We start from the raw sequence: 26,082 nt of genomic DNA on the forward strand, positions 1-26,082 counted from the left end.
TTCAGGAGACTGATCATGAACCAGGCTGTCATCACCCAAGCTGTCATCACCAAGGACCGGCCGCTCGTCGAAGTCCATGGCGTCTGCCAGACCTATGACAAGGGCAGCGCCGGCAAGCTCATCGTCCTCGATCAGGTCGGGCTGACGCTGGGTTCCGGCGAGATCGTCGGCCTGCTTGGCCGCTCCGGGTCCGGCAAGTCTACTTTGCTGCGCTCGATCGCCGGCCTGATCCGGCCGAGCCAGGGCGCCATCACCTTCGAGGGCAAGGCTGTCTCCGGCACGCCGGACGGCATCGCCATGGTCTTTCAGAGTTTTGCGTTGTTTCCCTGGCTGACGGTCCTGCAGAATGTCGAACTCGGGCTCGAGGCACAGGGCGTCTCGCCGGCAGTGCGCCGCAAGCGCGCGCTGTCGGCCATCGACCTGATCGGCCTCGACGGTTTCGAGAACGCCTATCCGAAGGAGCTGTCGGGCGGCATGCGCCAGCGCGTCGGGCTCGCCCGCGCCCTCGTGGTGCATCCCAAGGTGCTGTTGATGGACGAGCCGTTCTCGGCGCTCGACGTGCTGACGGCCGAGACGCTGCGCACCGACCTGCTCGACCTCTGGTCGGAAGGCCGCATGCCGATCGAGTCGATCCTGATGGTGACGCACAACATCGAGGAGGCGGTGCTGATGTGCGACCGCGTGCTGATCTTCTCGTCCAATCCGGGCCGCGTCGTCGCCGAGCTCAGGATCGACCTACCGCAGCCGCGCAACCGGCTGGATCCGGCGTTCCGCGCGCTGGTCGAGGACATCTATGCCCGCATGACCGCCAGGAAGGAGCCGGGCAGCCCTGCCCGCGACGGCGTCTTCCCGGGTTCGGGCATCGCCATGGTGCTGCCGCGCGTTTCGACCAACCTGCTCGCGGGCCTGATCGAGGCGGTCGCGGCGGCGCCTTACAAGGGGCATGCCGATCTGCCGCCGCTGGCCGCCAGCCTGCAGCTCGAAATCGATGACCTGTTCCCAATCGCCGAAACGCTTCAGTTGCTGCGCTTTGCCGAACTGGCCGAGGGCGACATCCAATTGACCCTGGCCGGCAAACGCTTCGCCGAAAGCGAGGTCGACGCGCGAAAGCAATTGTTCGCGCAGCAGCTCGCGACCTATGTGCCGCTGGCCGGCCACATCCGCCGCGTGCTCGACGAACGCGCCAACCACAAGGCGCCAGCCCGCCGCTTCCGCGACCAACTGGAGGACCACATGTCCGAGGGCTATGCCGACCAGACGGTGCGCGCCGTCATCAGCTGGGCTCGCTATGCCGAATATTTTGCCTATGACGAGGAGAGCGATCTTTTCACGCTCGACAACCCGACATGAGCAATCCCAGGATAAGTGCGAAGCGGTTTTCCAGGGAAAGCGCATTTCTCTTGCTTTGCGCAATTCCCAAAGGTGTCGCGGCTACCGCTCACGAAACCGGTGCCGCGCCGCCCTCTTCGGTGCGCCGCGCGATGAATTCGTCGAGCACGCCTGATGTGGCCGCAGCCGATGCCGGCGGCTCGAAATCGGCAACCGCGCGCCGCCAGACCCCGGTGGCGCGTTCGCTCGCCGTCTTCGATCCACTTTGCGTCCAGTTGCCGAAGTTCGACCAGTCGGCCACCAGCGGTTCGTAGAAGGCGGTGCGGTAGCGCGCCATGGTGTGGCCAGCCGAGAAGAAATGGCCGCCCGGTTGCACTTCGGCGATCGCCTCGAAGCCGATCGCATCCTCGTCGCCCGGCGTCGCGGCGCAGAGTTCGGCGACCGTCTGCAGCGCCTCGATGTCGGTGATCATCTTCTCGAAGGAGACGCTCAAGCCGCCTTCCAGCCAGCCGGCGGCATGGATGCACATCGTCGCTCCGGCCAGCACCGAGCCCCACAGCGCGAACTGCGTTTCGTGTGCTGCCTGCGCGTCCGAGATGTTGGCGGCACTGCCGCCGCCGGACCGCCAGGGCAGTCCGGTGAAGCGCGCCAGCTGGCCGGCACCCAGCGTTGCCTTGACATGCTCCGGCGTGCCGAAGGCCGGCGCTCCGGATTTCATGTCGACATTGGAGGAGAAGGAGCCGTAGACGACCGGCGCGCCGGGCCGCACGATCTGCGCCAGCGTCAGGCCCGCCAGCGCCTCGGCATGCTGCAGCGCCAGCGCGCCGGCGACCGTGATCGGCGCCATTGCACCCGCTAGGCAGAACGGCGTGATGACGGAGACCTGGCCGGCCCTGGCGAAATCGATGATGCCTTGCGCCATTGGAATGTCGAGCTGGCGCGGCGAGTTGGTGTTGATGACGGTGTAGCAATGCGCGTTTGCCAGGAACTCGTCCTGCGACAGGCCACGCGCCAGCCGGATCATCTCGAAACCGTCCTCGACCTGCGGCGTGCCGCGCGCGAAGACGAACGGGAACTTGTCGGACAGCGTCAGTTGCGCGCGGTTGACGGCATAGTGGCGAAAGCGGTTGTCGACATCCTGCGGTTCGATGCAGGGGCCTAGCATGTGCAATACGTCGAAATGCTGCACCAGCCGCAGCAGATCCTCGAAATCGGCCAGCGTGCCCGGCCGCCGGCCACGTTCGAGATCGGTGACGTTGGGCGCGCCGCACCCGGCCAGGAAGGTCATCGACCCGAGTTCCAGCGTCAGGTCGCGGGAACGGTCGCCGGCTTGGGCATGGATCGACTTCGGCGCCGAGGCGAGAGCCGCCACCACCATGTCGCGGCCGATGCGTACCATGTCGGTATCCGGGTCGACCAGCGCGCCGGCACTGGCGAAATGGTCACGCGCCTGCGGCAGCAGCACCTTGATGCCGAGCTCCTCCAGAACGCGCAGCGCCGTGTCGTGGATCGAAGCCACCTGGTCATCCGAAAAGACCGGCTGCGGCAGGAACGGGTTCTTCAGCGACCGGTAATTGGGCCGGCGGCTGCTCTCGCTGCCGGCCTCGCCGGTGCGTCCACGCCGGCGCTCGCGCCTGCTGTCTCGTGCCGCGTCATCGACCATCGAAAATCCTCCTCATTGCCGCATCGCCTTGCCCGAGGGATCGTAGGGCGAGGCCGCGATAATCCGTGCCGGTCGTTCGACGCCGACAATGTGCACCGAAAGTGCGGCCCCCTCCTCGGCAAAATCGTCGTCGACCAACGCCAGCGCGACGCTCTTGCCGATCGTGTAGCCAAAACCGCCCGAAGTGACGAAGCCGACGCGCCGGCCGTCGCGCCAGACCGGCTCGAAGCCGCTGGCGTCGGCATCGAGCGCATCGATCTCCAGCGTCACGATCCGCCGCGAGGTGCCTGCCTGGCGTTCCGTCAGTGCCGCCTCGCGACCGACGAAATCGCCCTTGTCGAAGGCGATGAAGCGGTCGAGGCCGGTCTCGCCTGGCGTGTAGCCCTGCGTGAATTCGCGTGACCAGATGCCGAAGCTTTTCTCCAACCTGAGCGCATTGAGCGCGTAGTAGCCGACCTCGGCCAGGCCAAGATCTTCACCGGCCGCAAGCAGCGTGTCGCGCAGCGTGGCATGCATGGTTACCGGGCAACTGATCTCGAAGCCGAGCTCGCCGGCGATAGAGAGGCGGGCAACCCGCGCCCGCACCATGCCGATGTCGAACGTGCCGCAAGCCATGAACGGCAGTGCGGCGGCGGAGACGTCCTGATGTGTTGTACGCTCCAGGATTTTCCGCGCATTCGGCCCGGTCAGCAGGAAGCCGCCCGTTGCGTCGGAAATGTCGGTAACCGCGACGCCCTCTCCTGCCTGGCTCTCGAACCAGCGCATGTGGAATTCCCTGAGATAGTAGGAACCCATCAGCCAATAATCGTCGCCGCCCCAGTTGATTACCGTGAGGTCGCCCTTCAGCCGCCCGTCCGGCCCGAGCATCGGCGCCAGCCGCGCCTGTCCCGCCTTCGGCAGCTTGCATGCCAGCAGCCGGTCGAGCCATGCCTCCGCATTCGCGCCGGACACCGCATAACGTGAATAGGCCGAGATATCGACGAGGCCAGCGGCACGCCGGACCTGCAGCGCCTCGTCGCCGACGATGTCGAAGGCGTTGGACCGCTTGAGCGTGGTGTTTTCGCGAAACCCCATCGGCGCGAAATAGGCCGGGATCTCCAGCCCCCACGATGCGGTCCACTCGCAACCCGCGGCACTCATGCCGTCATAGGCGCCGGGGCGTTTCATGGGCCTGCCGGCTGGCAGACGCTCATTGGGAAAGGTCATGACGAAACGGCGCGAATAGAACTGCCGCGTCGTCTGCTTCAGATATTCGCGATTGGCGGCGAAGGCGCCATAGCGGGCGATGTCCATGCCGAAAATGTCGGCCTGCGGCTCGCCGTAAATCATCCATTCGGCCAGCGATTTGCCGACGCCGCCGCCCTGGCTGAAGCCGGCCATGACGCCGCAGGCGACCCAGTAGTTTTTCAGGCCGCGCACCGGTCCGACGATAGGGTTGCCGTCCGGCGTGAAGGTGAAGGCGCCGTTGACCCATTTGCGGATGCCGGCGCTCGCCAGGCAGGGAAAGCGCTCATGCGCCTTGGCGAGTTCGGGACTGATCCGGTCGATGTCTTCCGGGATCAGCTCGATCCCGTAGTCCCAAGGCGCGCCGTCCATGTTCCAGTGCTTCGGGTTCTGCTCGTAGACGCCAAGCAGCACGCCCTTGCGTTCCTGGCGCAGGTAGGAGAAGCCGTCGAGGTCGACGGCGATGCCGATCTCCCGGTCAAGTGCCGCGATCTCCGGAATGTCCTCGGTGACGAAATAATGGTGCTCCATCGGCGTCACCGGCAGGTCGACGCCGGCCATGCGTCCGAGCTGCTTGGCCCAGAGCCCGCCGGCGTTGACGACATGCTCGGCGACGATGGTGCCCTGTTCGGTGACGACGTCCCAGCGACCGTCCGCGCGGGACTTCAATTCGACGACACGGTTGCGCAGGATCACCTCGGCCCCGCGCTTCTTCGCGGCGCCCGCATAGGCATGCGTGGTGCCGTAGGGGTCGAGATGGCCTTCGTTGGAATCATGCAGGCCGCCGAGCACGCCGGAGACATCGACGATCGGGCAGATCGCCTTGATCTCTTCGGGGGTCACCAGCCGCGCGGTTTCGATGCCGACCGACTGGAACACCGCCCAGGCCGATTTCAGCCACTCCCAACGCTGGGGGTCGCTGGCGATGTTGACGCCGCCGGTCATGTGCAGGCCGATGTCCTGGCCGGACTCGGCCTCGATCTCGCGATAGAGCTTGATGGTGTAATCCTGCAGCGCCGCGACGTTGGGATCGGCATTGAGCGCATGAAACCCGGCCGCCGCGTGCCAGGTCGAACCGGCCGTCAATTCGGCGCGCTCGATCAGTGCGACATCGGACCAGCCGAACCGCGTCAGATGGTAGAGCACCGAGGCGCCGACCACCCCACCCCCGATGACGACTGCGCGGTAGTGCGGCTTCAAGGCTTCCCTCCCGGTCTGTCAGAAGCCGCACCATATACGCGCTGTACATAAGTGTCTAGTGATGCGCCTGCTGACTCAAAATGGATTCGGGGTGATCTAATTCTCGCCCCGAGCGCACGTCCTCGCAGGGCAATGAACAAGCGGGCGGCATACGTGCCGCGCTGTCACGCAAGCATCATGTTCGCGCCGTAGACCGCTTTCGGGGAGCGGCGCGCGGCATCATCGATGTGCCGCCTCCTTGAGCTTTTTTCGTTCTTCGGCCGCTCCGTCACATCCGTCACCAAGAGGTCCATCCATGATACACCTGCACCGAACCGTCGCGCTCGGCGTCGCGCTGACCTTGTTCACCGCCTTGACGCCGGCGCTCGCCGACAGCACCGCGACCGTCGGCGCCACCAGCTTTGTCAACAAGGGCCTGGTGGGCGTTGGCCGCATTCCTGCCGCCCAGCGCGACAAGTTCGGCGAGACGTTCGGCTCAGGCTCCGGCATGTCGATCGACGTCGCCGGCTGGACGCATGACGCGGGCACCTACAAGGGTTCGCTCTGGTTGCTGCCGGACCGCGGTTACAACGTCGCCGGCACCACGGACTACCGGCCGCGCCTCAACACCATCGGCATCGAGTTCACGCCGGCGGCACCGGGTGCTGCTGGCCAGGAACAGACAGGCGTGAAGGCAACGCTTGCCGACACCTTGCTGCTCACCGACGACAAGGGCACTGATGCCACCGGCCTCGATCCGCTGTCGGATGTGCGCGCCGCGGCTGGCGACATGCCGATGCTGCCCGCCGCCACCAACGGCAAGCTCGCCCTCGACAACGAGGCGGTCGTGCGGCTGCCCGACGGTTCGATGTTCGTCTCCGATGAATATGGCCCGAATATCTACCGGTTCTCGGCGCAAGGCCGCCTGATGTCGGCGACCCAGCCGCCGGCGGCCCTGGTGCCGATGCGCAAGGGCGCACCGAACTTCTCCTCTGACAATCCCGGTCCAGGTGCCGCCGACCCCGATCCGAAGGATCCCGATACCGGGCGCCAGAACAACCAGGGCCTGGAAGGCATGGCGATGACGCCGGACGGCAAGTTCCTGATCGCCGTGCTGCAATCGGCGACCAGGCAGGACGGTGGCGATTCAGCTTCGACCCGGCAGAACACACGGGCGCTGGTCTATGACGCCTCCGACCTCGCCCATCTCAAGCTGGCGCACGAATATGTCGTGCCGCTGCCTGTGTTCAAGGACGCCAAGGGCAAGACCAAGGTCGCCGCCCAGAGCGAGATCGTGGCGTTGTCGGATACGGCGTTCCTGATGCTGGCGCGCGACAGCGGCAACGGCCAGGGCCTGAAGGGCGATACGTCGCTCTACCGCGAAATCAGCATCGTCGATGTCTCGTCCGCCACCGACATTGCCGGCGGTCCTTTCGATGCCGCTGACAAGCCGCTCGCCCCCAAGGGCGTACTCGACCCGTCGGTGACGCCGGCCAAGCTGACGCCGTTCATCGACATCAACGACAATGCCGAGCTTGGCCGCTTCGGCCTGCACAATGGCGCCCCCAACGACCAAAACAACCTGTCCGAGAAGTGGGAAGCGATGTCGCTGGCCAGCGTGCTCGATCCGAAGCTGCCCGACGATTATTTCCTGTTCGTCGCCAATGACAACGACTTCCTTGCCCAGGACGGTTTCCAGGTCGGGGCGCCCTACAAGGCCGACGACGGCGCCGATGTCGACACCATGTTCCTGGTCTATCAGGTCACGCTTCCCGGCCTCGCCAAGAAGTAACGCCTGAAAAGGCGGGCGCCCAGCGCGCCCGCCTCAACGACGTCAAACGGCTGACCGTGAGGACGCCTATTTCAAGAACTCCGCGTCCTTCGGCACGCCCGCGTCGATCGGCTCTGCCGTCCTGCTCGACACAGCCATGATCTTGCCGGCAGCCGACAGGTTCGGTCGAACGAAGACCTGTGCGGGGCCGTTGACGCGGCTGTAGAGGTCGATGATGTCCTGGTTCATGAAGCGCACGCAGCCCGGCGACGCGTTCTTCCCGATGGAATCCCACTCTGGCGTGCCATGCAGCCGGTACATCGTGTCCTTGCCGTCGCGGAAGAGATAGAGGGCGCGGGCGCCCAGCGGGCTCTGCGGGCCGGGCGGCATGCCGTCCTTGTATTTCGCCAGTTCCGGCCGGCGCTGGATCATTTCCGGCGGCGGCGTCCACACCGGCCACTTCTTCCGCGCCTGCACCACCGCGCTGCCGGTCCATCCAAAACCGGCCTTGCCGAGGCTGACACCGTAGCGATGGCCTTGCCGCCGTCGCGCACCAGATACAGGCACCAGATACAGGAAGTGCTCGGAGACATCGACGACGATGGTGCCGGGTTTCTCTCCGGTCGGGTCGGCCACGATCTGGCGCACGAACTTCGGATCGAGCCTGGCCACCGGGATTGCCGGCAGCTGATAACCCTCATCGGTGCGCGCCGCGTACATGCTTGCGGCATCGCCGAACGCCGCATCGGGCGGCGCCGCGGCCACCGGTGGCGGTGGCGTCGCCACATCCGTCGTGGTGCAGGCCGAAAGAGCCATGGAGGCCGCGCTCAAAGCGGACGCACCCAGAAAAGCGCGCCGGCTCAGGCGCTCGGAAAACAGCGGAATATCGGACATGATCCCCCCGGCTTGTCCATATTTGATAAGGATATGCGGATCCCACGCCTGGGGATCAATACCCATTCCGGGAGCTTTGAGAACATGATCGGACCAAGGCAAGTCCAGGAAGATGCGTTCGGTCTGCCGGGCAGAGCGCATAGCGCTTTCCCCCTTTGTAATTGCGTCGAACAGGGCGATTGAGCGGTTCGCCGCTTCGTGAAGCTGTGAACCGCTCAAGATACGCCAAGCGGAATTTTCCGACGCCGCATCGACCTGTGCCGTTGAATCGGCAATCATCGCGGACCGAGTTGGGATAAGCCTCCAGCCATGACCGAAAAAATGCCCACGCGCCGGCGCACCGGCGACCTGACCAGCGGCCCGATCCCACGCACGCTGCTGCTGTTTGCCTTGCCGGTGTTGGGCTCCAACGTGCTGCAGTCGCTCAACGGGTCCATCAATGCCGTCTGGGTCGGCCGTTTCCTTGGCGAATCGGCGCTGACGGCCACCTCCAACGCCAACCTCGTCCTGTTCCTGATCCTGGGCACGGTGTTCGGCATCGGCATGGCGGCGACCATCCTGGTGGCGCAGTCGGTCGGTGCCCGCGATCTGCCCGAGGCGCGCCGCATCGTCGGCACCAGCGCCACCTTCTTCTTCCTCGTTTCCATAGTCTTCGCGGTATGCGGCTGGATCTGGGTCGACGCCATCCTCAACACGCTTGGCACACCGGCGGACGCCTTGCCGCTGGCGCGGTCCTATCTGCGCATCATCTTCATCGCCGTGCCGATGATGAACCTTCTGTCCTTCGTCATGACCGTGCTGCGCGGCGCCGGCGATTCGCGTACGCCCTTCTTCTTCATGGCGCTGGCGGTCGTGCTCGATATCGTGCTCAACCCCCTGCTGATCCGCGGCATCGGCCCCTTCCCCGAACTCGGCATCGCCGGATCGGCGACTTCGACGCTGATCGGTCAGACCGTGAGCGTCATCGCCATCCTTGTCGTGCTCTATGCGCGCAAGCATCCGCTGCGGCTGGCCGGCGCCAATCTCACGCTGCTGTGGCCCGACCCCGCCTTGCTGCGCATTGTCGTCTTCAAGGGCGTGCCGATGGGGCTGCAGATGATCGTCATCTCGGCGGCGGCGCTGACGGTGATGGGCATCGTCAATTCCTACGGCTCGCAAGTAGCCGCCGCCTACGGCATCGCCGCGCAGCTGTGGACCTACATCCAGATGCCGGCGCTCGCCATCGGTGCCGCGGTCTCCTCGATGGCGGCGCAGAATGTCGGCGCCGGCCGCTGGGACCGGATCGGCCGCGTCGCCGCCTCCGGCGTCGGCTTCAACCTTGTCCTGACCGGCGCTCTCGTTGCGCTGTTGTGGCTCTTCGACCGCTCGATCCTCAGCCTGTTCCTGAGCAGCGACAGCGCGGCGATTGATATCGCCGCCCATATCAACACCGTGGCGTCCTGGTCGTTCATCCTGTTCGGCGTCACCATCGTGCTGTTCGCCACGGTGCGCGCCACCGGTGCGGTAATGCCGCCGCTGATCATCCTGGTGATCTCGGTGCTCGTCATACGCACCGGCTTTGCCTATTTCATGCGCGGCGTGATCGGCGAGGAAGCGTTGTGGTGGAGTTTTCCGGCTGGCTCGATCACCTCGCTGGTTCTGGCCGCGGCCTATTACCGCTTCGGCGGCTGGCGCACCATGCACATGATCGAGGACAGGCCGGCCGCCGGCGAGCCGCCGGATACCGGGCTTGGCGTGCCGCGTGAGCGCGCGAACATGGCGCCTGAAACGCCGAACGGCTGATCACCGACAAGGAAAAAAGGGCCGCGGATGACGCAGCCCTTTTTCGTTACGGCATTCGAGATCTGCCCTATTTGCAGGGAAAGCCGGGCGCGATCTTGCACTTGCCGGGCCGCGGCTTGTGCGGCGGGCGATGGTGCGGAGGACGGTGATGGGGCGGCTTGTGCCAGTGCGGCGGCCGATGATGCGGCGGACGAACGATGACGATCGGCGGACGAACGACATGGGCGCGCGAAAGATAACCGGAACTGGCCCAGCCGCTGACACCACCGCCATGGATCCGGCACCAACCCGGCTGGCAGCCGGCCACGTCGACCCTGAAGCCAGCCGGCAACGTCCCGACCCTGGCGTATCCGGCGCCGGGCCCGCTACGCACGTTGAGATTTGTCGTGGTGTGGGCGCTGTAGGCGAAGGCCGCGGCGGATGTTCCGAAGACGGCGGCCAGAATGGTCGCTATCGCAAGCAGAAATCGAAATCTCATCAGTCCCTCCATTCGGTCCCCGGCCGTTCGACGGCTCGACCAAGGGTTGCATTAAAAGGGAGAGAAAACAGCGGGAAAGTCAACAACCGGCCAAGGCCGATCATCACATCGGCAACTTCGGCAAGGGAGTTTTCCCGGACATGGTTGAGGAATTTCCCGAGTGCCGTTTATCGGCCCGGAAACTTCCGCTAACAGTTTACTGTCTTTCGACAATTCATTGCGGGCGGAGGCGGTGAGCATGGGCAAAGGCAGGGTCGAGGCATTCACCGACGGCGTGGTGGCCATCATCATCACCATCATGGTGCTGGACCTCAAGGTGCCGGAGGGCGAGGACTTTTCCGCCCTGGCGCCGCAATTGCCGATCTTCCTGTGCTACGTGCTCTCATTCATCAATGTCGGCATCTACTGGAACAATCTGCACAACATGTTCCACACCGTGCAGCGCGTCGATGGTGGCGTGCTGTGGGCAAACCTGCATCTGTTGTTCTGGTTGTCCCTGATGCCGGTAACGACGGCTTTCATGGGCGAGAACCATTTCGCCACGGTTCCGGTCGCGGTCTACGGTTTCGATCTTGCAATGTGTGCGACCGCCTACGGCATCCTGGTCATCGCCCTGCACCGTCTGCATGGGCCGGATACCGCCTTCGCCAAGGCAATCGGCAGTGACCGCAAGGGAAGGCTTTCGCTTGCCGGCTACCTGGCGGCGATCGCGCTTGCCTTCCTCAACCGGTGGATCGGCGTGGGCCTCTATGTTGCCATCGCCCTGGTGTGGCTGGTGCCGGACACGCGCTTTTCGCGCGTTCTCGAGAAATAGCGCGGGAAACCAGCCTTATTTACGCATCGCCTTTAGCTTTTCCGCCACCGAAGCGGCAAGGTCGGCATAGCGCTCCTCCAGCCGTTCGGCTGCCTTGATGATCGAGAAATCATGGCCGAATTTCTCCAGCGCCATACGCAGTTTCTCGACGAATTCGGCCTGCTTTTCCAACGCCGAGAACAGCGTCTTCACCTGGGCTTCGCTGATATCGGGGTTGGCCAGCATCTGCGGCACCTCTCGCCCCATCTGATCGCCGGTGGCGGTCTGTTCCTTCAGAATTGCGACCCAATCCGTCAATAGAAAATCTCCATTACCAAGATAGCATGCGCAGCCTCGACCAGCCCGGTCAACCCGGACACGTGCCGACGCAGGCTTGCGCAAGCCTGTTCCGGCACTAAGTTCTGCGCCATCGAGAAAAGGATCCCGTTGCTCATGATCACCGACGCCGAAATCCAGACCGCCCTGCCCGCGCTCAGCCCCGGCAACACCGCCGTCATCACCGGCGCCGCGAGCGGCATTGGGCTGGCGGCCGCCAAACGACTTGCGTTGATGGGCATGAGGATCGTGCTCGCGGACATCGCCGGGACCCGCCTTGACGATGCCTCCCGGGCAGTCTCGGCCATTGCCGGCGACGACGCCGTGCTTGCCGTTGCATCGGACGTTTCGAAGGCCGATGAGGTCGATCGTCTCGCCGACCGGGCATTCGGCGCCTTCGGCGAGATTTCGCTGCTGATGAACAATGCCGGTGTCGGCGATAACCCGGGCAAGCCCTGGGAAAACCGTGATGCGTGGAAGCGGCTGCTCGACATCAATTTCTGGGGTGTCGTGCATGGCGTGGAGGCCTTCGCGCCACGCATGCTGGCATCGGCCAGACCGGGCCTGATCCTCAACACCGGCTCCAAACAAGGCATCACCACGCCGCCCGGCAACCTTGCCTACAATGTCTCCAAGGCAGGCGTGAAGACATTCACCGAAGGCCTGGCGCATGCGCTACGCAACGAGCCTGGTGCCCGCCTGTCGGCGCATCTGCTCATCCCCGGCTTCACCTATACCGGCCTCACCGAGGGTGCTACGGAAAAACCGGCCGGTGCCTGGACCGGCGAGCAGGTTGTTGATTTCATGTTGGAATCGCTGGTCAGCGGCGATTTCTACATCCTGTGTCCGGACAATGACGTGGCGCGCCCCGTGGACGAAAAGCGCATGGCCTGGGCGATCGGCGACATCATCGAAAACCGCCCCGCCTTGTCGCGCTGGCACCCGGACCACAAGGATGCCTTCGCGGCCTTCATGAAAAACTGATCTTCACGTCCTCAGGCCGCACGCTTCTTCGGAGCTCGTTTTTGCGCCACGGCCTTCTTCGCGGCCATGGCGGCGATCTTTTCGTCATGCCGTCGCGCCGCCCGTTCGCATTTGTCGCGGATCTCCTCGACCTCGGATTCCGTCAGGTGCTCGATGCCGATGAAGCGGTTGTGGCCCTCGCTGACGCGGATCAGTTCATCGAGCTTGGCCTGGATCGCCGCGCCGTCGCGGTTCTGGGTGTTCTGGATGAGAAACACCATCAGGAAGGTGATGATGGTCGTGCCGGTGTTGATCACCAATTGCCAGGTGTCCGAGAAGCCGAAGAACGGCCCGCTTGCCGCCCAGACGACGACGATCAGGCCACAGGCGGCGAAGGTCAGCGGTAGGCCGGCTATGTGGGCGACCCAGTTGGCGACCTTGGTGAAAAGCTTTTCCATCTGTCGAGAACCCTCAATGGCTGCCGCGATGAGAAACAACCGACGACCGTTCCAGGTTCCCACCGGCAACAAATACGTCAGGCGCAATTGAATGCACGCAATGGGAGCATTCTACGGAAAACACACCTTATCGGTTTAATGTCATGGTAACCATGCAGGCAGAGAGCCTGTTCCTTCCGCTTCACGGCGGTTTAACTCCAGCCCCTTCCGCCGCGCCACCCCCGCATGGCGGAAGGGGTTTCCAGAAAAGCGCCGACCGGCACACTGACAGACGGTCGACTCCGCCTCCCGCAACTTGCTTCGCAGCCTGTGCGCCATGAGTGGTTCGCCGCTTCCTTGAGACGGTGACTCTTCTAAGCGGCGTCGTTTTCCCAACGGTCGAGGAAGGCCTCGATCGGCATTGCCTGGATGTCGGGAACCGCCCTGGCGAGTTTCTCGACCGGCCAGTCCCACCAGGCGAGCGCTTCGATCCGTGCCGCGACAGCCGGGGGAAAGCGCCGTCGCAGCGGCTTCGCCGGCACGCCGACGACGATCATGTAGGACGGTACGTCCTGCGTCACCACCGCGTTGGCTCCGATGACAGCACCATTGCCGACAGTGATGCCAGGCATGATCACCGCGCCGTGGCCGACCCAGACGTCATGGCCGATGGTCACGGCATTCGCTCGCCGCCGCTCGCGGAACGCGGCATCGACGCCCAGCCAACGAAAATACTCGTTCGGCCGATAGCTGACCTTGTGCTGCGTCAGCCGCTCGATCGGATGTTCCAGCGCATTGATGCGGCTGTTGGCGGCGATCGAGCAGAATTTGCCGATGCTCGTATAGATCGCCTCGGCATGGCGCTCGAAATAGGAGAAGTCGCCGACGCTCACTTCGCGCAGCACCACCCGCTCGCCGATCGAGGCGTAGCGGCCAAGCTTGCATGCCTTGAGTTCCGCGGTCGGATGGATGCGCGGCTCGGGGTCCTTGAGGACGAGGTCTTCGGAACGGTCCATGCGGCGGCTTTACGTCAGAGCAATTGCTCCCGCAAGGCAGGAGCAATTGCCCGAGGGGCAATCAGCACGAATGACGTCCACCCCGCCTAGTTCGGCTTGCCCTTGCTCCACACCACGTTCTGGCCGTAGAGCGGCACTGTCGTGACCGACATTTTCGCCGAGCCGTTCTGCACCTGGCGGGAATGCGAGAGGTAGATCAACGTCTCGTTGGCCTTGTCGTAGATGCGGTTCACCACCTGTTTCTTCCAGATCAGGCTGAGGCCTTGCTTGAACACCTCCTCGCCACCCTCGCTCATGTCGATGTCGCCGATCGTAATAGGGCCGGTCTGGCGGCAGGAGATCGAGGAATCGCTGGGATCCTCGAACCAGTTGCCCTTGTGCAGGCGGTCGATGACGCTGCGGTCGAAATAGGCGACATGGCAGGTCACGCCATCCACCTTGGGGTCCTTGATCGCGTCGATCTTGATGTCGTTGCCGACCCAGTCGACGCCCACCTTGCCGACCTCCTCGGCGACGGCGCCGCCGGCGCCGAGCGCAAGGCATGCGGCCAAGGCGCCGCCGATCACTTTTCGCCCAATCAGTTTGCGCAAAGGAGGTCTCCCGCGGTTCGAGTTGCCGGTGTCAGGTGGGGCGCGTTGTGCCGCTTTGCAAGCAAACGCGTCAACACCACCACGGTTGCGGCAACGCGGCACTTTGCCTGCGCGGGGCCGAACCGCTAAGACTGTCGCACCGGCGCGGCATTGAGCCGGCGCGATGATTTCTGCGGACGGACTTTTCTGATGATGCGTTCTATCCTGGTCGGTATTCTCGTCCTGATGGCGGCCGGCATCGGCTGGCTGACCTTCGACTGGTATCGCGGCCACTATGGCGGCGAACCGTTCGGCGCACCCTTCACCCTGGTCGACCAGAAGGGCGCGCCGATAACCGAGGCGGCATTCAGGGGCCAGCCGAGTGTCGTCTTCTTCGGCTTCACCCACTGCCCCGAGGTTTGCCCGACCACGCTGTTCGAGCTCTCCGGCTGGCTGAAGACGCTCGGCGACGACGGCAAGACCCTGCACGCCTATTTCGTCTCGGTCGACCCGGAGCGTGATACGCCGGCGGTGATGAATGCCTATGTCAGCAACTTCTCCGACCGCATCACCGGCATCACAGGCGACCCGGACAAGGTCCATGCCATGGCAAAGTCGTTCGGCATCTACTGGAAGAAGGTTGATACCGGCGACGGCGACTATACGATGGACCACACCGCCTCGGTGCTGCTGCTCAACGGCAAGGGCGACTTCGCCGGCACGATCGCCTATGGCGAAAGCGCCAGCACCGCGGTCGAAAAGCTGAAGCGTCTTGCCGCGAAGGGCTAGAGTTTGATCCCGAAAAGTGGAAACCCGTTTTCTCGGACAAACGGTTCCGGTTGAAGATCAAACTCGAAGAAGAAACTCCCGATGACCCAGACGCGGCTCCATTTCACCACCGGAAAGATCGAGGCGGAGCGCGTCTTCGCGGCGCTTGAGTTAGCCTTCGAGGATGAAGGCTTGCCGATTGCCGTGCTCGAAGTCGACGAGGACAAGGACATCCACGAGGTCTCGCTCTACGCCGATGGCGATGTCGACGCCGTCGAGGCGCGGGTGAAGGACATTCTTGCCGGCCTCGCTTTGTCGAAGCCGGTCGAGCGCGAGGCACTGCCCGACATCGACTGGGTGGCGCGTTCGCTGGAAGGCCTGAAACCGGTGCGTGCCGGCCGTTTCTTCGTCCACGGTGGACATGATCGCACAAAGCGTCACAGCGGCGAACTCGCCATCGAGATCGAGGCAGGCCTCGCCTTCGGCACCGGCCACCATGGCACCACCGCCGGCTGCCTGGAAATGCTGGAGAAGGTGGTGCGGCGCGAGCATCCCCGCAATGCGCTCGACCTCGGCACCGGAAGCGCGGTGCTGGCCATCGCCGTCGCCAAGCTGGCGCATATACCGGTGCTCGCCACCGACATCGATCCTGTGGCGGTGAAGGTCGCCGCCGCCAATGCGCGGCTCAACCATGTCAAGACGCTTGTCGAAACGGTGACCGCGCCGGGCTTTCACCACCCGATCTTCGGCAAGCGTGCTCCCTTCGATCTCATCGTCGCCAACATATTGGCGCGGCCGCTGATGCGGCTGGCGCCGCAAATGGCCAGGCATATCGCGCCCGGCGGCTCGATCGTGCTGTCAGGCATTCTCGATCGCCAGCGCGACGCCGTCATCTCGGCCTATGTCGGCCAGAATTTCAGGCACGTGCGCACCTTGCACCGCGAAGGCTGGGTGACGATCCATCTCAAGCATTGAGACAGGGCGAGCACCGCAGCGCCTGCAATCGCAAGATCCATTTCCCAAATTGTTGCCAAAAGCCAAAACTCCGCCGACCGGAGTCGGCGGAGCCTTGAATGCTGTTTTCTACCAGCTTCAGACGCCTGTGAGGGAAACAGGCCTTTCAGAACTTCGCCACGGCATGGATGTTCCACCCCAACAGCAAAAAGCCCGGTCGCCGCTTAGAACTTAATGCCCAAATTGGCCTTGAAGCCGTTGTCGAAGGCATCCGGCCCGAACTGGCCGGCATAGGACAAGCCGAGTGTCGCGTTTCGGGCCAGTTGCACGTCGAAGCCGGCTTCGACCAACATCGCATCCCTGGCGATCGGCGCACCGGCGATTGTGAAGTCGTCGCCGCCGGCAAAGGCGACGGTCGACAGCGGTGTCACATCGCCGAAGGCATGGCGCCAGCCGAACATGCCGCGCGCGGTCGCCGCTACGCCGCCAATGGTGATGTCGGTGGACGCTCTGACGCCGAGCGTGGTGAAGGTCGCATCCGACGACGAACTGCCGCTGGTCAGCGCCGCGGCGCCGCCGCTCTCCGCGAAGCCGTCTGTGTGCAGGTTCGCGTAAGCGAGATTGGCGAAGGGCTCGAAGGCAAATGGCCCTGCATCGGTCTTGTAGGCCAGCTCGCCGAAGGCTTGCGCAGTCGCGGCGTCGTAGTCGGCCGACAGGCCGTCGGTGAAGCCCTGGAACGCGACTGAACGTGACGTCGAGATCCGGTGCCAGGTGTAGGCGGCGCCGGTGCGGAAGGCGATGGCGCCCCAATTGGTCCCGCCATAGAGGCCAAGATGGTAATTGTAGCTGTCGCCCGACGAGGCCCTGTCGTCGGCATTGAAGCTGGTGCGGCTGTAGCCGCCGACCACGCCGATGCGCCAGTCGCCGGCCAAGCCGTCGGCACCGACCAGCAGGCCGCCCGTCGACCGGTCGAAGGCGGCCGCATTGCCGTCGCCGTCGGCACCGCCCCAGGAGCCGAATCCCTGCGACCAGACGGCGAAGCGGTCTGTGTCGGCGGCGACCGGCTGAACACCGTCCTCGCCATAGGCCATGACCGGCAGCGAAGCGGTCTTGCCGCTGTCGCCAAAGGCACCACGCAGGCGCCCCGTCACCGCGTCCTGCAGGAAGTGGCTGTCCTGGAGGAGCATGCCCTTGGCCGAGGCATGGACCTCGCCCGAAAGCTGGTCGAAAGCGGCCTGCGCCGCAGCGTCGCTTGGCAAGCCAAGCACCGCGCTGACCAAGGCGCTGCTGGCTGCACCGTCCAGCCCCGCGCCGGTGGCGATCTGGTTCGGCGTCAGGCCGGCGGAGCCGAAGCTTTTTGTCTGGTTGACGTCGACATAGGCATGGGTTGCGTCGGATGTGGTGCTCAAACTGACGAAGGCGGAGACCTGTGGATCACCCACCAGGGTGAACGCTCCGCTGACGCTGGCGGCCCGGAGCACCGTGTAGCGGGTGCCTGCGACCAGGCCACTCAGCCCGATATTGGTCACCGTCAAGCCGGCGCCACTGGCAATGGTAGCGGCACCGGATGCGTCGATCAGATCCGAAAGACCAGCCGAATTGAGTTCCACCGCATAGGTCGAGCCGGCCTCGAACTTGGCGGTCCCGTTGACGGTCAGCGTGCCGATCGCATTGTTGCCGGGCGCGACCGTACCGGAAGCATCGAATGAGGCAACCGTGCCGCCGCCGGCAAGCGTGGCGCCACTGTCGACTGTAACGGCAGAACTGGCCAGCGAACCTGAGACCAGCAAGGTGCCGGCCTTCACCTTGGTCCCGCCCGACAACGCGTTCGTACCCGACAGCTCGAACGCACCCGTCCCGTCCTTGATCAGCCCGCCGCTGCCGGTGATGTTGCCGGAAAATACCGTCGAGCCATTGTTGCCTCCGGTCGTCAGCTTGCCTGTTCCGCCGTCAACCGTTCCCGCGCCGGCAAGCGAACCGATCACCTGGCTGAAATTGTTGAGATCAAGCGTTGCGCCGCTTGCCACCGTATAGGCGCTGTTCGCGCTGAAGATGTTGGTCGTGGCCGCCTTCAGCGTGCCTTGGGCGACATCGGTGGCCGTAGCGTAATTGTTGTTGCCGGCGTAACCGTCAACCGTCAGCGTTCCCGCGCCGGTTTTGGTGAATGTCCCGCTTGGCGTATCATTGTCCCCCATGCTGGCGGTCGTGTTGACGTCGAAGCCGTTCGTGTCGATGGTACCGCCCGCAGCGCCAAAAAGGATCGAGACGTTCGCAAGGTTGAGGTTTGCACCCGCCTGCAACGTGCCGCCATCCAGTGTGGTCGGACCCGTGCCCAGCGCGTGATCGGCCGTGACCCGGATCGTTCCCTCATCGATGATGGCGCCGGAGCTGAAACTGTTGCCGTTGTTGGTCAAAACAAGCGTGCCGGCGCCGGTCTTGACGATCGCGGTTGGATCGCTGAATTCCGAAATCTGACCGGCATAGGTTCCGGTTGCCCCCGAGCCGACATTCAGGTTCATGCCGGCATACATGGTCAGGTCGTTGTTGATCGTGATGCCGTTCTGGATGTCGATGGTCGTGCCGCCGTTGGCGTAGACAGCCCCCGTCCCAAGCGCCGCATTGTTGCCCAGGCTGAGCGTACCACCATAGAGGTTGGTGCCGCCAGTGTAGGTGTTTGCGCCATTCAAGGTCAGCAAGCCGTCACCGCTCTTGGTGAGGCTTGCGCCGGAGATCACTCCATCGGCCGTAAAATGAGCACCGGCATCGACCGTGACGACAGTGTCGGAAACGAAATTGAAACTGGCGCCGGCGTCCAGGTCGGAAATGAAATTGTTCGTCTGCACGTTGATCGAGGCCTGCCCAGAGGCCTGGAAATTCAAAACGCCGCTTGAAAACCGGTAACCGCCGGAGGTGCTCGTGGCATTCAAGTTCAGCGTGCCGACCGTATAGGGTCCACCAGTCAGGAGAACGGTATAGCCGAGCCCCTGGTCCGGCGCATCATGGTTGAAGTTCGCGACCGCCTCGACGCCGTCGGGAACCGTTGCGGGAGTCCAGTTCGCAGCCGAACCCCAATCGCCGCTGTTGTGAGCGAAATCCTCGGCCGAGGCGCCACCTGACATGATCGGCGTTACAGCGGCCGCAATCAGCCCGGCCATCAGCAGAGCCGGAAGCGACGTGGACGACCGAAGCGAGCCCGCAAGCCGCGCATTCACCTCGCCATCGCCTTTGGCACGCGCTGCGGAAACAGAATATCTCATCCACAATCCCCCCGACCAACCATCCATTGGCTGAATCGACCCTTTAAGCCCGTGGCGACGCTACGAAACCCGCTGCCGAGAGACAAGCGAATGTAAGCCGTATAGATTACCGGAACCAAGCAACACGGAGCCCAGACAAGAAATCAGAGCAAATCCGTCGCGAATTTGCATCGATCAACAGTTGGCCACACCAGACGCCAGACCGCGAACAAGCACGGTTTTTGCCGACTGACTGGCTCAAGACATAGTCCTCATTTTCAACATCGACCCTGCAAACGGCGCGCGGCCGGCATCATCACTTTCAACAGCGTGCCGGAACTGGCCCCGAAACCAACCTTGACCGGAAGGCCCCCACCCCCGGCTGTCAAGACAAGAAAACCCGAACCAGATAACTTGCCATGCGAAGTGACGCACGCTCAAAAAGCAGGCGTTGCTGACTTTTTCTGGTTACAATTCCCGTGTGCTGGCGGGCAGCGCAGCAAAGCCGCGTTGTGTCGGGGATGAACAACGACAAGCCAGCCCTCGTACTGCGGCTGGACCAGCCCCATCTGGTTGTCAGCCAGGCGGCGCTGTAGCAGTTTTCGCCGGTCGGGAAATCGATTCCGCTTTCCCGACCCATAGGCTACGGTCGCGCGACTACCAAGGAGGCCCACCATGTTCCAGACCTTCGATTCCGCCGGCGACCCGGCAGTCGGAAAGCCGCGCGTGGCGCTGCTGCGCCAATGGTTGGCCGCGAATGGCCTTGATGGTTTTATCGTGCCACGCGCGGACGAGCATCAGGGCGAATATGTCGCCGATCGTTCGGCACGGCTGAAATGGCTGACCGGCTTCAGCGGCTCGGCCGGTGTCGCCATCGTGCTTCGCGACCGCGCCTTCGTCTTCGTCGACGGGCGCTACACGCTGCAGGTGCGCAATGAGGTCGATCTCGACATTTTTTCGATCGAAAGCCTGGTCGACAACCCGCCCGCCGTCTGGCTCAAGGATAATATCGGCAAAGGCGCGCGGCTCGGCTTCGATCCATGGCTGCACACGATCGGCGAGGTCAAGGCGCTGCAGGCCTCGGCCGACAAGACCGGCGCCGTGCTGGTGCCGCTCGACAAAAACCCGATCGACATCATCTGGAAGGATCAGCCCACCGCACCCGTGACCCCGGTCGAGCTGCACCCGATCGGCTTTGCCGGCGAGCTCGCCAAGGACAAGCTGGCGCGGCTGGCAACGGCGATCGGCAGGGACGGCGCCACCCATGCGGTGCTGACCGACCCCTCTTCCATCGCCTGGGTCTTCAACATCCGCGGCGGCGACGTGCCGCACACGCCGCTGGCGCTCGGCTTCGCCATCCTGGCCGCCGACGGGTCGCACCAGCTGTTCATGGACAAGCGCAAATTCTCGCGCCAGGTCGCGGCCTATCTCACCCAGCTCGCCGATCCGCATGAGCCCGGCGAATTCGAGGCGGCGATCGCAGCGCTTGCCAAGGGCGGCGCCAAGATCGCGCTCGACCCGGTGCTTGCGGCCGACAGGCTGCGCATGCTGGTCGAGGACAATGGCGGTACGGTGATTGCCGCGCCCGACCCGGCCCGCATCCCGCGCGCCACCAAGAACCAGGCCGAGATCGCCGGCTCGCGCGCCGCCCATCGTCGGGACGGCGCGGCGGTGGCGAAGCTTTTGTGCTGGCTGGAGCGGCAGAAGCCCGGCTCGCTCGACGAGATCGCGGTGGTCACCCGGCTGGAAGAGAGCCGCCGGCAGACCGGCGAGGAAACACAGATGCCGCTGCGCGACATCTCCTTCGATACCATTTCCGGCGCCGGCCCGAATGGCGCCATCATGCACTACCGCGTGTCGCGCGCCACCAGCCGCAAGCTCCAGGCCGGCGAGCTGTTCCTGCTCGATTCCGGCGCGCAATATCAGGACGGCACCACCGACATCACCCGCACCGTGCCGATCGGCCAACCGACCGAGGAGATGCGCGAGCGCTTCACGCTGGTGCTGAAAGGCATGATCGGCATTTCCACGTTGCGGTTCCCCGCCGGCACGCGCGGTTCGGAGATCGACGCCGTCGCCCGCATGGCGCTGTGGAAGCATGGCTGCGACTTCGCCCACGGCACCGGCCATGGCGTCGGCTCGTATCTGGCCGTGCATGAAGGACCCCAGCGCATTGCCCGCACCGGCACAGAAAAGCTGCTCGAAGGCATGATGCTGTCCAACGAGCCGGGTTACTACAAGGAAGGCGCCTATGGCATCCGCATCGAGAATCTCATCCTGGTGACGCCGCCTGAACAGATCGAGGGCGGCGACATCGCCATGCACGGCTTCGAGACGCTGACGCTGGCGCCGATCGACATCAGGCTGGTGCGCTCAGACCTGCTGACGCGCGAGGAACTGCATTGGCTCGACGCCTACCATGCCCGTGTGCTGGCCGAGATCGGACCGATGCTCGACGGCGAAACCCTGGCCTGGCTGGAAAAGGCGACAGCACCGCTGCCCCATGACGCGAAGATTTGAGGCGGCCTATATTCAGCTTGGAAGGCTGGCGCTGCCAACGGCCCAAACCGATCGCGCCAACGAGATCATCCCACGAATTGCCGCGCCACGATCAGCACCGCGGCGCCAGCCAAAAACATCGCCATTAGCCCGCCGCGCAGCGAGACCACGGCGGTAACCACCAGTGCGGCCCATTCCGCCGGTCCGGCATTCAACAGTTCAGGCGCCACCAGCGTCGTCAGAACCGCCGCCGGCACCGCATTGAGGCCTGCTTCCACGCGCGGATGAATGTTCTCGAAGCGGGAGATGACCAGATGTCCGCCGACGCGCGTGAGATAAGTGGCGATCGCGCCCGCGATGATGATCCAGAACGTCGTGCTCATGGCCGCTCTCCAACGCCGCTATGGTGCGGCGGCAGGATGACGGCGAGCAGAACGCCGGCAACAGCGCCGATCGAGACATGCCAGGGCGAGCCAACCGTCTTGTAGGCGATGATGGACGCCGCGGCGCTGGCGATGACCACCGGCAGCCACAGCGGCCGTTTGCGAAAGCCCATGACGAGGCCAAGAAAATAGATCGGCAGCAGGAAATCGATACCCAGCGCGTGCGTATCGGGGATCAGCTTTCCGAACACCGCGCCAAGCGCGCTTTCGACGATCCAGAACAGATAGACCGGCAGGCCGAGCCCCAGATACCAGGCAAAGCTGACGGTCTGGCCCGATTGCGCCCGCGCTTCTGTCACGGCGTATTGCGGATCGGTGAGGATGAAGTAGCCGAGAGCTTGGCTGATGACGGGCCAGTGCGCGATGCGCCGGCCGATGCCGGCCGAGTAGAGCACATGGCGGAAGTTGACGGCGAAGATCGACAGCACGATCAGCCACGGCGCGACATGCTGGCCGAACAGCTGGATGCCGACCATCTGGCTGGCGCCGCCGAAGACAAGCGCGCTCATCAGGAAGGCTTCGAAGACAGAGAAACCCTGGTCAACGGCAAGCGCCCCGAACAGCACCGCGAACGGCGCCGACGCCACCACGACAGGCATGGAGAGCCGCACGCCTTGCCAGAAGTCGCTCTTGCCGCCGCTCTGCGAGATCACGTCCGTCGCCATCGACCACTCCTGATGCATCTCGCCCAAAGTGCGTAGCGTTTTGGGAATACGACATGCACAACAACAAGGAGTGGCGGTATGTAGGTGGCACTCCGTGCCTTGTCACACGAATTCGCTTGAGCCAAACGATCAGCGGAAATGATCGTCACCGCGGGATCAGTCTTTCGCCGCGCCACCCTCTATCTCCCTGCCCCAGTCGAGCAGCGGCTTGGAACGCATGACGAAATCGACGAGTTCCTCGACCAGCGCGGACGTATGGATTCCCGCTGGATCGATGACGTGCTGGACCACGAAATGCCGGTTGCGGATGGCCTCGGCCAAATCGGGATCGCTTATATGCTCGAAGCCGCGCGGCGTCCGCTTCATGCGACCCTCCGCCTCCAGCCCAAGCCGGTCCTTCTTCAAGGCGGCCGCCAGGCCGCGAAATGTATCCGGCCGCGTTGCGATCGCCTTGCGCATGGCGAGCAGCAAGGCCGGCTCCGGGTTCCACCAGGCGACGTCGGCAAAACAACGCTCCAGCCCGATATGAACATAAAAGACGCCTTGCGACATCTTGGTGCCGTCCGGTGACAGGATGGCCGAGACATGCCGGTTGTAGGGCCGTTTGTCCTTGGCGAAGCGCACATCGCGATTGATGCGGAACAGCGATTTCTTGCGGTCGCCGCGCAGGCCAAGTCCGGCATCGGCGAAACGCTGCGTCAGCGTGTCGACGAGATCGCCCAGGGGATCGCGCAGTTCCTGTTCGAACAAATCGCGGTTTTCCAGGAACCACTCCCGGCTCTGATGGAAATCCAGTGCCTTCAGGAACGGAATGGCCTTCGGGCCGAACCCTTTGAACGCTCCGTCCATCACGCCTTGCCGACCCGCTGCAGCCAGGTGTCCTCGTCGATCACTTCGACGCCGAGTTCACCGGCAAGCTTGAGCTTGGAGCCGGCACCCGGTCCCGCCACCACCAGATCGGTCTTGGCCGAAACCGAACCGGCGACCTTGGCGCCGAGACGCTCGGCCATCGCCTTGGCTTCGGAACGGGTCATCTTTTCCAGCGAGCCGGTAAAGACGATGGTCTTGCCCGCGACCTCGCTGTCGGCCGAGACGGTGACGATATACGGCTTCGGCTTGACCTGTTCGAGCAGCTTGTCGAGCACGTCGTCATTGCGCTCATTGCCGAAGAAGTCGCGCAGCGCGTCGATCACCGTGTCGCCAATGCCGTTGATCGACGGGAAAACGGCATGCGGATCCTCCGCCGCCGCCGTCTCCTTGCCGACGCGGATCAGTTCCTCGATGGTCGAGAAGGTCTTTGCAAGCACGGCCGCCGTCGTCTCGCCGATATGGCGGATGCCGAGCGCGAAGATGAAGCGGTCGAGCTCCGGTTCGCGGCGCGAATCGATCGCCGCGAACAGCTTGTCGAGGCCCTCATAGTTGCGATCCTCGACGCTGCGCACATTCTTGCGCGTCTTGCCGGACGCCGCCTCGCGCTGCCTGGCCTGCTCCTCTCGCCGCTCGGCAAGCGCCTTGGTGACGGCGGGTCGACGGTCCCGGAGCGTGAAGATATCGGCGGCTGTCTTGATCAGTCCGGCATTGAAGAAGGTGTCGATGTTCTCCGCGCCCAGACCCTCGATATCCAGGGCGCCACGTGACACGAAATGGCGCAATCGCTCCACGGCTTGTGCCGCGCAGATCAGCTCGCCCGTACAGCGCCGCCGGGAATCCTCCTTGCCGGTCTTCTCGTTGATCTCGCGCGTCGCCGGTGATCCGCAAACCGGACAGGTGTGCGGGAACTCGTAAGGCACGGCATTGGCAGGACGCTTGTCGACGACGACGCTGACGATCTGCGGGATGACGTCCCCTGCGCGCTGGATCACCACCGTGTCGCCGATGCGCACATCGATGCCGTCGCGGATCGGCAGGCCGTTGCTGTCGAAACCCTTGATGTAATCCTCATTGTGCAGCGTGACGTTCTCGACCACGACACCGCCGACGGTGACAGGGGCCAGCCGCGCGACCGGCGCCAGCGTGCCGGTGCGGCCGACCTGTATGTCGATCTTCTCGACCGTCGTCATTGCCTGTTCGGCCGGGAATTTATGGGCGACGGCCCAGCGCGGCTCGCCGGTGACGAAACCCCAGCGGCGCTGCAGCTCCAACTGGTCGACCTTGTAGACGACGCCGTCAATGTCATAGCCGAGCGACGAGCGCTGCTCCTCGATCAGATGATAATGCGCCACCAGTTCCTCGACCGACTTCGCCCGCACCATCAAGGGGCTGATCTTGAACCCCCAGTCGGCGAATTTTTGCACCGATTCGTACTGGGTCGGCGCCGGATCCGCCGTCGTGAAGCCCCAGGCATAGGCGAAGAACTTGAGGTTGCGGGTGGCGGTGACGGAGGGATCCTTCTGGCGCAGCGAGCCGGCCGCCGTGTTGCGCGGATTGACGTAATCCTGGCCGCCGGCCGCCGCCGAACGCTGCTTCAGCGCCTCGAATTCCGCATAGGTCATGTAGACCTCGCCGCGTATCTCGATGATTTCGGGCCAGCCCGAGCCTTTCAGCCTGGCGGGGATGTCGGCGATGGTCCTGAGATTGGCGGTGATATCCTCGCCCACGGCACCATCGCCGCGCGTCGCGCCTTGCACGAACACGCCCTTTTCGTAGCGCAGCGACGCCGACAGCCCGTCGATCTTCGGCTCGGCGGTGAAAGCGATGTCGAGATCCTTGTCGCGGTCGAAGAAGCGCCGGCCGCGCTCGATGAAATCAGCGACGTCCTCGTCGGTATAGGCCTTGGCGAGGCTGAGCATCGGCACGGCATGGCGCACCTTGGCAAAACCCTCCGCCGGCGGTGCGCCCACCCTGCGCGACGGCGAATCCTCGCGCACCAGCCCCGGAAAGCGCTGTTCGATGGCAAGATTGCGTCGCGTAAGCGCGTCATATTCGGCATCCGTGATGATCGGCGCGTCCTCGGTATGGTAGCGCCGGTCGTGCTCGGCGATCTCCTCCGCAAGGCGCTTCAGCTCTGCTTCAGCCTCGCTTTCGCTGAGCGAATCGACAGGTTTTTCCGACATGCTTTTGTCCCCGAACGGTGGCGCGTCACA

22 protein-coding genes are annotated in these 26,082 nt (G+C 64.1%); 8 read left to right on the forward strand and 14 right to left on the reverse strand.

The annotated features are described in order from the left end of the window. The first annotated feature begins 15 nt into the window (after positions 1-15). Positions 16-1,350 carry an ABC transporter ATP-binding protein gene (locus tag AC07SZ_RS07805; RefSeq protein WP_494913886.1) on the forward strand — a complete coding sequence of 445 codons (1,335 nt, stop codon included), beginning with the start codon at positions 16-18 and terminating at the stop codon, positions 1,348-1,350. Between the two features lie 88 nt (positions 1,351-1,438). Here the strand turns inward: AC07SZ_RS07805 and AC07SZ_RS07810 are convergent, their stop codons facing one another. From AC07SZ_RS07810 to AC07SZ_RS07820, 3 genes are all read right to left on the reverse strand, one after another. After that, positions 1,439-2,992: a trimethylamine methyltransferase family protein gene (locus tag AC07SZ_RS07810; RefSeq protein WP_494913887.1), complete on the reverse strand. Its 1,554-nt coding sequence runs from the start codon at positions 2,990-2,992 to the stop codon at positions 1,439-1,441. 12 nt (positions 2,993-3,004) lie between these two features. Then, the gene (locus tag AC07SZ_RS07815) at positions 3,005-5,416 is read right to left on the reverse strand and encodes a GcvT family protein (RefSeq protein ID WP_494913888.1); all 2,412 of its coding nucleotides are present in this window, start codon (positions 5,414-5,416) and stop codon (positions 3,005-3,007) included. 164 nt (positions 5,417-5,580) lie between these two features. Continuing rightward, on the reverse strand, positions 5,581-5,709 hold the full coding sequence (locus tag AC07SZ_RS07820) for a hypothetical protein (protein ID WP_494913889.1): 129 nt from the start codon (positions 5,707-5,709) through the stop codon (positions 5,581-5,583). 2 nt (positions 5,710-5,711) lie between these two features. Here AC07SZ_RS07820 and AC07SZ_RS07825 point away from each other — a divergent pair, with 2 nt between their 5' ends. Continuing rightward, a complete protein-coding gene (locus tag AC07SZ_RS07825; RefSeq protein WP_494913890.1) occupies positions 5,712-7,187 on the forward strand; it encodes an esterase-like activity of phytase family protein in 1,476 nt (491 codons plus the stop codon). Between the two features lie 66 nt (positions 7,188-7,253). Here AC07SZ_RS07825 and AC07SZ_RS07830 read toward each other — a convergent pair whose 3' ends face one another. Then, a complete protein-coding gene (locus AC07SZ_RS07830; protein ID WP_494913891.1) occupies positions 7,254-8,060 on the reverse strand; it encodes a L,D-transpeptidase in 807 nt (268 codons plus the stop codon). 309 nt (positions 8,061-8,369) lie between these two features. On the opposite strand from AC07SZ_RS07830, the gene AC07SZ_RS07835 reads away from it, so the two are divergent. Next, entirely contained in the window at positions 8,370-9,842 is a 1,473-nt protein-coding gene (locus AC07SZ_RS07835; RefSeq protein WP_056573207.1) for an MATE family efflux transporter, read from the forward strand. Between the two features lie 67 nt (positions 9,843-9,909). On the opposite strand, the gene AC07SZ_RS07840 is transcribed toward AC07SZ_RS07835, so the two are convergent. Continuing rightward, a complete protein-coding gene (locus tag AC07SZ_RS07840) occupies positions 9,910-10,320 on the reverse strand; it encodes an SH3 domain-containing protein (RefSeq protein ID WP_494913892.1) in 411 nt (136 codons plus the stop codon). 238 nt (positions 10,321-10,558) lie between these two features. On the opposite strand from AC07SZ_RS07840, the gene AC07SZ_RS07845 reads away from it, so the two are divergent. Next, positions 10,559-11,134, forward strand: coding sequence for a TMEM175 family protein (locus AC07SZ_RS07845; protein WP_056573210.1), 576 nt, complete (start codon positions 10,559-10,561; stop codon positions 11,132-11,134). Between the two features lie 15 nt (positions 11,135-11,149). Here the strand turns inward: AC07SZ_RS07845 and AC07SZ_RS07850 are convergent, their stop codons facing one another. Continuing rightward, positions 11,150-11,431, reverse strand: coding sequence for a hypothetical protein (locus AC07SZ_RS07850; protein ID WP_023668298.1), 282 nt, complete (start codon positions 11,429-11,431; stop codon positions 11,150-11,152). A 135-nt stretch (positions 11,432-11,566) separates the two neighbouring features. Between AC07SZ_RS07850 and AC07SZ_RS07855 the strand changes: the two genes are divergently transcribed. Beyond that, positions 11,567-12,433 (forward strand): SDR family NAD(P)-dependent oxidoreductase, encoded by an 867-nt coding sequence (locus tag AC07SZ_RS07855; RefSeq protein WP_056573217.1) that lies wholly within the window; start codon positions 11,567-11,569, stop codon positions 12,431-12,433. An 11-nt stretch (positions 12,434-12,444) separates the two neighbouring features. Here AC07SZ_RS07855 and AC07SZ_RS07860 read toward each other — a convergent pair whose 3' ends face one another. From AC07SZ_RS07860 to AC07SZ_RS07870, 3 genes are all read right to left on the reverse strand, one after another. Beyond that, complete coding sequence (locus tag AC07SZ_RS07860; RefSeq protein WP_056573219.1) at positions 12,445-12,870, reverse strand: low affinity iron permease family protein; 426 nt, start codon at positions 12,868-12,870, stop codon at positions 12,445-12,447. A 353-nt stretch (positions 12,871-13,223) separates the two neighbouring features. Then, positions 13,224-13,865: a DapH/DapD/GlmU-related protein gene (locus tag AC07SZ_RS07865; protein ID WP_494913893.1), complete on the reverse strand. Its 642-nt coding sequence runs from the start codon at positions 13,863-13,865 to the stop codon at positions 13,224-13,226. A gap of 86 nt (positions 13,866-13,951) precedes the next feature. Continuing rightward, positions 13,952-14,455, reverse strand: coding sequence for a CreA family protein (locus tag AC07SZ_RS07870; protein WP_494913894.1), 504 nt, complete (start codon positions 14,453-14,455; stop codon positions 13,952-13,954). 189 nt (positions 14,456-14,644) lie between these two features. On the opposite strand from AC07SZ_RS07870, the gene AC07SZ_RS07875 reads away from it, so the two are divergent. Continuing rightward, positions 14,645-15,223, forward strand: coding sequence for an SCO family protein (locus AC07SZ_RS07875; RefSeq protein WP_056573228.1), 579 nt, complete (start codon positions 14,645-14,647; stop codon positions 15,221-15,223). Between the two features lie 81 nt (positions 15,224-15,304). Next, the gene (locus tag AC07SZ_RS07880) at positions 15,305-16,177 is read left to right on the forward strand and encodes a 50S ribosomal protein L11 methyltransferase (RefSeq protein WP_494913895.1); all 873 of its coding nucleotides are present in this window, start codon (positions 15,305-15,307) and stop codon (positions 16,175-16,177) included. 203 nt (positions 16,178-16,380) lie between these two features. On the opposite strand, the gene AC07SZ_RS07885 is transcribed toward AC07SZ_RS07880, so the two are convergent. Further along, complete coding sequence (locus AC07SZ_RS07885; RefSeq protein ID WP_494913896.1) at positions 16,381-19,311, reverse strand: autotransporter outer membrane beta-barrel domain-containing protein; 2,931 nt, start codon at positions 19,309-19,311, stop codon at positions 16,381-16,383. A 756-nt stretch (positions 19,312-20,067) separates the two neighbouring features. Here AC07SZ_RS07885 and AC07SZ_RS07890 point away from each other — a divergent pair. After that, a complete protein-coding gene (locus AC07SZ_RS07890; RefSeq protein ID WP_494913897.1) occupies positions 20,068-21,912 on the forward strand; it encodes an aminopeptidase P family protein in 1,845 nt (614 codons plus the stop codon). Between the two features lie 65 nt (positions 21,913-21,977). Here the strand turns inward: AC07SZ_RS07890 and AC07SZ_RS07895 are convergent, their stop codons facing one another. The 4 genes from AC07SZ_RS07895 to ligA form a co-directional block, all read right to left on the reverse strand. Continuing rightward, positions 21,978-22,274, reverse strand: coding sequence for an AzlD family protein (locus AC07SZ_RS07895; protein WP_494913898.1), 297 nt, complete (start codon positions 22,272-22,274; stop codon positions 21,978-21,980). Continuing rightward, the gene (locus AC07SZ_RS07900) at positions 22,271-22,999 is read right to left on the reverse strand and encodes an AzlC family ABC transporter permease (RefSeq protein WP_056573530.1); all 729 of its coding nucleotides are present in this window, start codon (positions 22,997-22,999) and stop codon (positions 22,271-22,273) included. The genes AC07SZ_RS07895 and AC07SZ_RS07900 overlap by 4 nt, the downstream gene beginning before the upstream one ends. 156 nt (positions 23,000-23,155) lie before the next feature. Next, positions 23,156-23,848, reverse strand: coding sequence for a DUF2461 domain-containing protein (locus AC07SZ_RS07905; protein ID WP_056573241.1), 693 nt, complete (start codon positions 23,846-23,848; stop codon positions 23,156-23,158). Next, a complete protein-coding gene (gene ligA, locus AC07SZ_RS07910; RefSeq protein ID WP_056573533.1) occupies positions 23,848-26,052 on the reverse strand; it encodes an NAD-dependent DNA ligase LigA in 2,205 nt (734 codons plus the stop codon). Before ligA ends, AC07SZ_RS07905 begins: the two co-directional genes overlap by 1 nt. Positions 26,053-26,082: the final 30 nt, after the last annotated feature.

It is taken from the genome of Mesorhizobium sp. GW821-FHT07A06 (assembly GCF_059419085.1).